General features: G+C 55.5%; 8 protein-coding genes. 4 read left to right on the plus strand and 4 right to left on the minus strand.

Annotated elements, in window-relative coordinates; translation table 11 throughout:
* Nucleotides 1-294 precede the first annotated feature (294 nt).
* The 3 genes from PY311_RS12400 to PY311_RS12410 all read left to right on the plus strand — a co-directional run bounded on the left by PY311_RS12400 (nt 295) and on the right by PY311_RS12410 (nt 4,248).
* Nucleotides 295-2,562, plus strand: coding sequence for an ATP-binding protein (locus PY311_RS12400; protein ID WP_286149013.1), 2,268 nt, complete (start codon nt 295-297; stop codon nt 2,560-2,562).
* Nucleotides 2,563-2,653: 91 nt separating this feature from the next.
* Nucleotides 2,654-3,472 (plus strand): Mrp/NBP35 family ATP-binding protein, encoded by an 819-nt coding sequence (locus tag PY311_RS12405; protein ID WP_286149014.1) that lies wholly within the window; start codon nt 2,654-2,656, stop codon nt 3,470-3,472.
* A 197-nt stretch (nt 3,473-3,669) separates the two neighbouring features.
* Complete coding sequence (locus PY311_RS12410) at nt 3,670-4,248, plus strand: xanthine phosphoribosyltransferase (protein WP_286149015.1); 579 nt, start codon at nt 3,670-3,672, stop codon at nt 4,246-4,248.
* Between the two features lie 77 nt (nt 4,249-4,325).
* Here the strand turns inward: PY311_RS12410 and PY311_RS12415 are convergent, their stop codons facing one another.
* From PY311_RS12415 to PY311_RS12430, 4 genes are read right to left on the minus strand one after another with little or no spacing between them, the layout of a single operon-like run.
* Nucleotides 4,326-5,198: a transporter substrate-binding domain-containing protein gene (locus PY311_RS12415; protein WP_286149016.1), complete on the minus strand. Its 873-nt coding sequence runs from the start codon at nt 5,196-5,198 to the stop codon at nt 4,326-4,328.
* Between the two features lie 27 nt (nt 5,199-5,225).
* Nucleotides 5,226-6,263 carry an ornithine cyclodeaminase family protein gene (locus tag PY311_RS12420; protein ID WP_286149017.1) on the minus strand — a complete coding sequence of 346 codons (1,038 nt, stop codon included), beginning with the start codon at nt 6,261-6,263 and terminating at the stop codon, nt 5,226-5,228.
* A 40-nt stretch (nt 6,264-6,303) separates the two neighbouring features.
* Nucleotides 6,304-7,035 (minus strand): amino acid ABC transporter ATP-binding protein, encoded by a 732-nt coding sequence (locus tag PY311_RS12425; RefSeq protein ID WP_286149020.1) that lies wholly within the window; start codon nt 7,033-7,035, stop codon nt 6,304-6,306.
* Nucleotides 7,036-7,039: 4 nt separating this feature from the next.
* On the minus strand, nt 7,040-7,720 hold the full coding sequence (locus PY311_RS12430) for an amino acid ABC transporter permease (RefSeq protein ID WP_286149018.1): 681 nt from the start codon (nt 7,718-7,720) through the stop codon (nt 7,040-7,042).
* Nucleotides 7,721-8,018: 298 nt separating this feature from the next.
* Here PY311_RS12430 and PY311_RS12435 point away from each other — a divergent pair.
* Nucleotides 8,019-8,769: hypothetical protein (locus PY311_RS12435; protein WP_286149019.1), on the plus strand; the 751-nt coding region annotated here is incomplete at its 3' end.

The raw sequence follows: 8,769 nt of genomic DNA on the forward strand, positions 1-8,769 counted from the left end.
CCTCATGCGGAACAGTCGCTATTATATCAGGCTCAGTTCTGCTTGTCAAGAACTTTTTTCAGGCGTTTTCGCCCTCCATCTCTTGACCCGCTTCTCTTCATCGCCGCTAAACAGCTTATTAAGAATAGCAGAATTAGTCTCTGTTGTCAACAGCTTTTTCTAATTTTTATCATTAGTATTTCTAATTGCTCTGCACATATTCAGCACACCAGAAAATACTCTGTGCAAATTCGAAACTCTATGCTATAATTTTTGCTGACGTATATTATATTGAGCAGTTATGGAGGGATACCTGTGCAGATCAAGCGCCTATCCGCTGTTTTCGGGCGGCTGCGAAGTGAAACAATTCAATTCAGCGATGGATTGAATATTATAGAGGCTCCCAACGAATCCGGCAAATCTACATGGTGCGCGTTTCTGACCGCCATGCTCTACGGCATCAACAGCCGGGAACGGGACCGTGCCGACTATATCGCCGACAAGAATCGCTACGCGCCATGGGACGGAACCGTCATGGCCGGTTCCATGGATTGCCGATTGGAAGGCCGCGACATCACCATTTCCCGGGACACCCGCCGCCAGACCGCGCCGATGGCCGAGTTTCGGGCGGTCTATAGCGGCACCAATATCGCCATTGACGGTCTCACCGGCCAGAATTGCGGTGAAGCACTGCTGGGCGTCACGCGGGAAGTATTTGAACGCAGCGCTTTCATCCGTCAGAGCGGCCTTGCTATCAGTCAGGACGCTGGCCTCGAGCGTCGCGTTGCCGCTCTGATCTCCTCCGGCGAGGAGGACACCTCTTATACAGAGGCATACGATGCCTTAAAAAAGCAGTTGAACCGCCGCCGTTATAATAAAAGCGGTCTGCTCCCCGCTTTAGAGGCCCAGCAGGCCGAAACGCAGGCGCAGCTCAACCGCGTTCAACAGCTTCGGCAGCAGGAAACAGCCCTTCATGCTCAGCTTCAAGACTTGATTCAGCAGCAAGCGGCCCTTTCCGACGAGCTGGAGCAGTGTGACCGCTGGGAGGCCGCACAAAAGCAGCGCCAACTGTCAGACCTCACCGCCGCCGCGCAACAGGCAGCACAGCGGGCGCAGGCGATGGAGGATCAGCTCCAAGCCGACCATGTGCCGGACACGGAAACCATTGGCCGCCTCCGCGGCGCCATCGTCAATCTGGAAACGGTGCGGAAAAGCGTGGACAAGGCTCGTGCCGACCGGGATGAAGCCATGAAAACACTGCTGCGGGCCGAAAAGGCGGTCAATGACAGTCCCTTTGCCGGTCAGACCGTTGAAGAAGCTCGAAAAGAAGCAGCCGTGCCCCCAAAGGTATCCTTCAACGCTGCACCCGCTTTGGCCGTATTTTTTCTGATGCTGGCTGCCGCCATCGGAGTCACCGCATTTACTCTTTCCCGATATAGCGTATATCTCTCCGGCTGGCAAACGATACTGCCTTGGAGCATCTTCGCCGTAATCATTGCCGCCGGCGCAGTCATTTCCCGTCAAATGCAGAAACGTGCCCTGAAGGCCGCGCAGAATACCGCTTTATGCAAGCGCTTCGGCACTGCGGATGCAGACGAGATCACCGCCCTTGCGGAGGCCTACGCCAAGGCCGTGGAAACGCGGGACGCCGCGCAAGCCGACTTGAACGCTAAATCCGGCACCGCCGAAGCGCTCTATAGTTCCCTTACTAATAATGAACAGGGTATTTTGCTGGAAGTCCGGCGCTTCGCCCCCTCCGCCTTCGATATCCCCACCGCCGATCAGGTGCTTCAGAACGCCGCGCGGCAGCGCCGCGCACTGACCGAGGCCCGCACCGCCGCTGCGGAGGCGCAGGCACGGCAGTCCTTTGCGGCGGAGCAAACACCTTCCGAAGCACCGCAGGAGATGGTCCCCCAGCCTGCCCGGAGCCGGGAACGTGCTGCTGCGGAATACGCGCAGGTGCAATCCCGCGCCGCTGCTGTGCAGTCCGAGCTGGACCGGCTCTCCGGCCAGCTTCATGTCATGGGAGACCCCTCTGAACTTCAGGCCGGTCTGGAACGCACACAGGATGAAATCAGCACACTGCAAAGCGAGTATGACGCGCTGCGTCTGGCCATGGATACCCTCACCGCCGCTAACAGCATCCTTCAAAACCGCTTTTCTCCCCAGTTGAGCCGTCGGACAGCGGAGCTTTTCCAGGAGCTGAGCATGGGCCGCTATACCGGTGCCGCACTGGACCGCAGCTTCCATCTGACCGCCCAGCCCACCGGCGATCCCCTACAGCGGGACATTCAGCTTCTCTCCGCCGGAGCCGCCGACCAGCTCTACCTCGCCGCACGTCTGGCTATCTGCCAACTGGTGCTGCCCGAAGAAAAGCAGGTCCCCATCATTTTAGATGATGCGCTGACGAATTTCGATGACGAACGCTGCGCCGCCGCCCTTCGGCTTTTGAAGCAGGAGGCCGCCCACCGGCAGATTTTGCTCTTTACCTGCCACAGCCGGGAAGCCGCGCTCCTTGCCGGAGACCCTGCCGTAACTGTTTGTCATCTTGGAAACAGCCGCTCCGTCGCTTCTGAGTGTTGACGAAATCCCGCAAAGGGGTATAATAGTCTTTGAGCATTTGGCCGCGCCGCAAAGGGCGGCCCCCGAAATAGGAAAAGGAGATTCTGACAATATGAGCGAATGTACGCACGATTGCTCCACCTGCGGAGAGAGCTGTGCTTCCCGTGAGCCTCAGTCCCTGCTGAAGGCCCACCATCCCGAAGCCCATGTAGGCAAGGTCTACGGCATCGTTTCCGGCAAGGGCGGTGTCGGTAAGTCCATGGTTACCAGCCAGTTGGCTGTGGCCATGCGCCGCCGGGACTACAATGTCGGCATTATGGACGCCGACATCACCGGCCCCTCCATCCCCAAGGCTTTCGGTATCCATGACCATGCCAGAGGCTATGAAAACACGCTGCTGCCCGTGGAATCCAAGACCGGGATTCAGGTCATGTCCATCAACTTGCTGCTGGAAAACGAAACGGACCCTGTTATCTGGCGCGGCCCTGTCATTTCCGGCGTAGTACAGCAGTTCTGGACGGAGGTGCTCTGGAACTGCGACTATCTGTTTGTGGATATGCCGCCGGGAACCGGCGATGTCTCCCTGTCCGTGTTCCAGTCCATCCCGCTGGACGGTATCATCATCGTTGCCTCTCCGCAGGAGCTTGTGAGCATGGTGGTGGAAAAGGCCGTAAGAATGGCGGAGATGATGGAGGTCCCCATCGTCGGCCTCGTGGAGAACATGAGCTACGTGGCCTGCCCGGACTGCGGCAGGAAAATCTACCTCTTCGGTCAGGGCAAGACTGCCGAGGCTGCGAAGGCCCACAAGCTGCCCCTGCTGGCGGAAATGCCCATCGACCCGGCTCTGGCGGCGCTGGTGGACGCCGGTGACATCGAGTCCTTTAAGGGCGACTGGCTCAAGGGCGTGGCCGACCGGCTGGAGAACAAATGATTGTCCCGCACCGCGCCGCAAAAATGCGGCGCGGTGCCTTTTTCGCCTCCGGCGCGTATTTCCACAAAGGACATACCTCTAACAATTTGCTTTTTGTTGGGAAAAGCACTTGCAAAACGCGGCAAAATCCATGATAATAGCAGTATCTGATTTTTTCGGCAAAAACCGAGCATCAATCATACAAGGGAGAGAACGATATGCAGGAGTTGAAAGAGCGCATCGTCAAGGAGGGCAAGGTTCTGCCCGGCAACATCATTAAGGTGGACGGTTTTCTGAACCACCGCATCGACACGGAGCTGTTGGGCCATATTGCCGAGGAATTCGGCAAATATTTCAATATGGATGAGGTCACCATGATTCTCACCGCCGAGGCCAGCGGCATTGCTCTTGCCACTGCCGTTGCCTCCCGTTTCCATAAGCCCATGATCTTCGCCAAGAAGGCCAAGAGCGACAATATTGAGGGCGGCCTGTATCAAAGTGACATCTATTCCTACACCTATAAGAAAAAGGTCACGCTGCTGGTGAGCAAGGAATGGCTGTCCTCCGATGACAAGGTCCTTGTTATTGACGATTTCATGGCCAACGGCGAGGCCATGCGGGGCCTGTGCGACATTGTCACCGCCGCCGGTGCCACGCTGGTGGGTATCGGCTGCGCCGTGGAAAAGGGCTTTCAGGGCGGCGGCGACCGTCTCCGAGCCGCCGGTGTCAATCTGAAGTCTCTGGCTATCATCGAATCCGCCGAGCCGGGCCATATCGTGTTCCGGGACGATGACTGATTTTCATTTTTCAATCCATACATCAAAGGAAGCGGCACATAAGTGCCGCTTCCTTTTTATTTTTTCTCTGTTCAGCGTTATTCCGCGCCGCCGGCCAACTCCTGTGCCTCAGCAATATACTGTTCTACCAGATTCTGCTCCGCCATTTCCGCGATGATACCGTTGAAATACTCCACAAGGTCTTCCTTGCCCTTCTGGACCGCCCCGGCAAAGCCATCGTCCTCATAGGGGATACCCACATCCTGAATCATCAGGTCCGGGTTCTGCGCCACATAGCCGGCAGCCACAAGGCTGTTGGTGAATACCATATCCACCTTGCCGCTCTTGAGCTCCATGATCTCGTCCTGGAATTTGACCAGACCCACGGTATTCTCCTCGCCGATGGCGTCATGGGCGATCTGCTCCTGAACAGTGCCGGTCTGCACAGCGCCCTTGTGGCCTACGAGATCCTCCATGGTCTGGAACTTATCGGCGTCCTCCGTGCGGATGAGCACGATCTGCTTATTGCGGTAGAACACATCCGTGAAGTCCACGGCCTTTTTTCTCTCCTCATTGGGGGTCATACCGGCCATCACCAAATCAAAGTCGCCCTTAGCCAGACTGATGAGCAGGCTGTTAAAGCTCATATCCACAACCTTCAGCTCCACGCCCATCTGATCCGCAAAATACTGGGCGATGGCAATGTCGAAGCCCACGATGGTGTCCTTACCGTCAATCTCCGTATGGAACTCATAGGGCGGATAGTCAGCGGAGGTGCCTACCACCAGCACACCGGCCTTCTTGATGGCGTCCACATTGGGCGTGGAGGAGGTCTCCTCCTGCGCAGTGTCTCCGGCCGGGTCGGAGGCATTATCCACCGCCGCATCATCCTTTTTCGCGCCGCAGGCGGCGAGGCTGAAAACAGTCATAACAGCCAGCAGCAGGGCCAGCGCCTTTTTCATCTTTTTCATATCAATATTCCTCTTTGTTGTTCTATTTTATTCCCACAGCGGCTTGTCCCACAGCTTGACCTTGGTGCCGATGCCCATTTTCGCGGCATTTTGATAAAGCTGATAGCCGATCATGATGTCCAGCGCGCCGATACCCATGGAGGTAGCGAACACGAACTGATCGTCAGAGGTACGGCCGGTCTTCTTACCCAGCACCAGATTGCCCAGCTCGGAAACGCCGTTCTCGTCGATCTCGCCGTTGTTGTAGAGCTGTGCCACCGCCTTGCCGTTATAGGTGATCATCTGCTTCCAGTAGTCGATGCAGATGACATCCGCGCTGCGGACCACATCCAGATCAACTTCGTTGGAGGCCATGGACACCAGACCGCAGCCGGGGGTCAGCCAGCTCTTGTCCACAAAGGGCTTTGCCGCCGTGGTCTCCGTCACGATAAGCTGGGACTTCTGCGCCGCGCCCTTGCTGTCCTTGGTGGGGATGATCTTCACATTGGGATACTTGGGCTGCAGCTCTGCGGCCACGGCCTCCGCCTTGGGTACATCCAGATCGCACAGATACATGGTCTTCACCGTGGGGATAGCCTCCGCAATGGCCATGACCATCGTCCGGCCGATGACGCCGGCGCCCACAAGGCAGGCAGTCTCGGTGTTGGAGGGAGCGGTGTACTTTGCCAGCAGACCGCCAACAGCAGAAGTCCGCATAGCGGTGACCAGCGTACCGTCCAGAATGCAGAATGGCAGCACGGTCTCGGGGTCACTGAGGATGGTGATGTCAATGCCGTAGGGGATGCCCGGCGTGTGAGCATTCTTCTTGGACTCCGCCGCCCACTTAATACCGCCGATATTCACATCGCCGCCGATGTAGCAGGGCATGGAGTTGAAGAAGCTCTGCCAGTTGTCATCATCAGGGATGCGGGTGCGGACCTTGGGCGGGTTCTTGATAAGGCCCTGACCCATGAGCTCATAGGTCTTTTCCGTGACCTTCAAAATCTGCTTCATGTCCAGCAGACCGGCCTTGATAACGTCCTCCTGCTTCAGAAACAGGATCTCAGAGTCGATAGAATGCAGCATAATTAGTTCCTCCCGAATAGCTTTATTTTTATATTTGATTTCAAATCACATTGATGACCTTGGATAAAAATTCCTTTGTGCGGGGATTCTGGGGATGCTCAAAAATTTGCTCCGGCGTCCCCTCTTCGGCGATCTGGCCCCCGTCCATGAACAGAACCCGGGTCCCCACCTTGCGGGCAAAGCCCATCTCGTGGGTCACCACCACCATGGTGATACCGTCCTTCGCCAAATCGGAAATGACCTGCAGAACCTCGCCTACCATCTCCGGGTCCAACGCGGAGGTGGGCTCGTCAAAGAGAAGCACATCCGGCTCCATGGCCAGCGCCCGGACAATGGCAATTCTCTGCTTTTGTCCGCCGGAGAGCTGACTGGGATAGGACCCCGCCTTATCGTCAAGGCCCACCCGCTTCAAAAGCGTCATGGCCTTGGCCTCGCTCTCCGCCTGGGACAGTCCCTTGACCTTGATCTGGGAAATGGTGATGTTCTCCAGCACCGTCAGGTTGTTGAACAGGTTGAACTGCTGGAATACCATCCCCACCTTCTGTCGGTGCCGGTTCACATCAAAGCCCTTGGCCGTGATGTCCTGTCCTTCAAAGAGAATGGTGCCCGCTGTGGGCTGCTCCAACAAATTCAGGCATCGGATAAAGGTGGATTTGCCGCCGCCGGAGGGGCCGATGATGACCACCACATCCCCCTTGGAAATGGTTTCGTCCAACCCGTCGAACACTGTCAGCTCGCCGAACTTTTTCTGAAGGCCCTTGATTTCAAACAGAACATTATCGTTCACTTTTTTTCATTCTCCCTTCAAAAATGTTCAGCCCCTTGCCGAGACAAATGTTCAGCGTCAGGTAGATCAGTGCGGAAATGTAATAGCAGGGCAGCGGGTTATAGGTCGCCGTGATCACGATGCCGTTGTTGTACATCAGATCGCTGATGCCTAAGTATTGGATAATGGAGGTCTCCTTCACCATGGTCACGAACTCGTTGCCGATGGCCGGCAGGATGTTTTTCACCGCCTGCGGCATGATGATGTACCGCATGGCCTGACTGCCGTTCATGCCGCAGGACCGGGCCGCCTCCATCTGGCCCTTATCCACTGCCTGAATGCCCGCCCGGATGATTTCCGCGATGTAGGCCGCCGAGTTCATGGACAGTGCAATGATACAGGGGATGGCCCGCTCCAGATCCACGCCGAAAATGCTGCCGGAGGGGTACTTGATGAAGTCCAGTTGGAAATATACGATGTATAGCTGCACCAGCATAGGCGTGCCGCGAATCACGGTGATGTACAGCCGGCTGAACCAGTTCAGCACCTTGATTTTGGAAAGCCGCATCAGGGCGATGGCGCAGCCCAGCAGTGCGCCGCAGAAAACAGTGACCAGCGCCACTAAAATGGTTGTGCGGGTGCCTCGCAGAAAGTATTGGTAATAATTGGCTGCGATCTCCAGAATGCTCATGTCATTCACTCCGTTGCTCTCTTGATGCTGCTATTGTATATTTATTCACTTCATTTGTCAATATCCAAATAAATATTCATTTTTACTTTGTAGCTGCGCATAAAGAAAAGGTCGGCCTATTTCCTTTCCCCTGTGAAACTGCACAGATACGCTTCGGCGGCCGCTGCCCGCTCCGGCTGTAACCGTTTTTTAACCAAATCGTATTCGCTTGTTCACAGTTTGTTCATGATTTAGAATTGCCTTTCCGCTATGGTAGATTTTGTAGAACCATCTGCATTTTATCTGAGGAGGTTTTTTTATGAAACAATTTTTCAGAAAACGGTTCCCATCCCTTTTGCTGACACTAATCATGGTCATGACCATGATTCCCGCCGTGTCGGCCAGGAGCGCCGACATCACCTACACCGTCAGGCCCGGCTCGGACACATCCTTTGATGTCAGCGACTTTGAGAGCTTTTACACCAAAAACTGCTCCGGCACCTTCAAGTATGTGGAGTTTCAGGTCGGTACCAGCAGCTACAATAATTTCAGCGGCTATGTCACCTATGAGGGCGACGCTCTTTCCCGTACGGGACTGACCAGCAATGATTTCTACTACGATGATTCCTATTATGGAGATTACCCCATCAAGCGTCTTGCTTTAGAGGCTGACAAGAACGCCGCTACCGATTCCATTGAGATTGGTTTCACTGTTTACGGCGGCTCCGGCAATAACACAAACCAGTATGCCGAGGGCACGCTGGCGCTGGAAGTCTCCAAGTCCGGCAGCTCCAGCTCCTCCAAGGGCGATATCTCCTACACTGTCAAGGCCAATGATTCCGTTTCCCTCAGCGGCCGGGATTTTGAGAAGTTCTACGATAATGACTGCTCCGGCACCTTCAAGTACGTGGTCTTTGACCGTCCCTCCAGCTCCGACTATGCCGACGGTTATATCTACTACCGCTACGGCAAGAGCAAGGAGACTTACTTCTCCCGCAGTGAACTGAATAGTTACAAATTCTACTACAGCGACAGTGACTACGGTGATTATGACCTTGACGAGCTGAGCT

Origin of the sequence: Neopoerus faecalis (assembly GCF_029218125.1) — a bacterium.
Lineage (GTDB): Bacteria > Bacillota > Clostridia > Oscillospirales > Oscillospiraceae > Oscillibacter > Oscillibacter faecalis_A.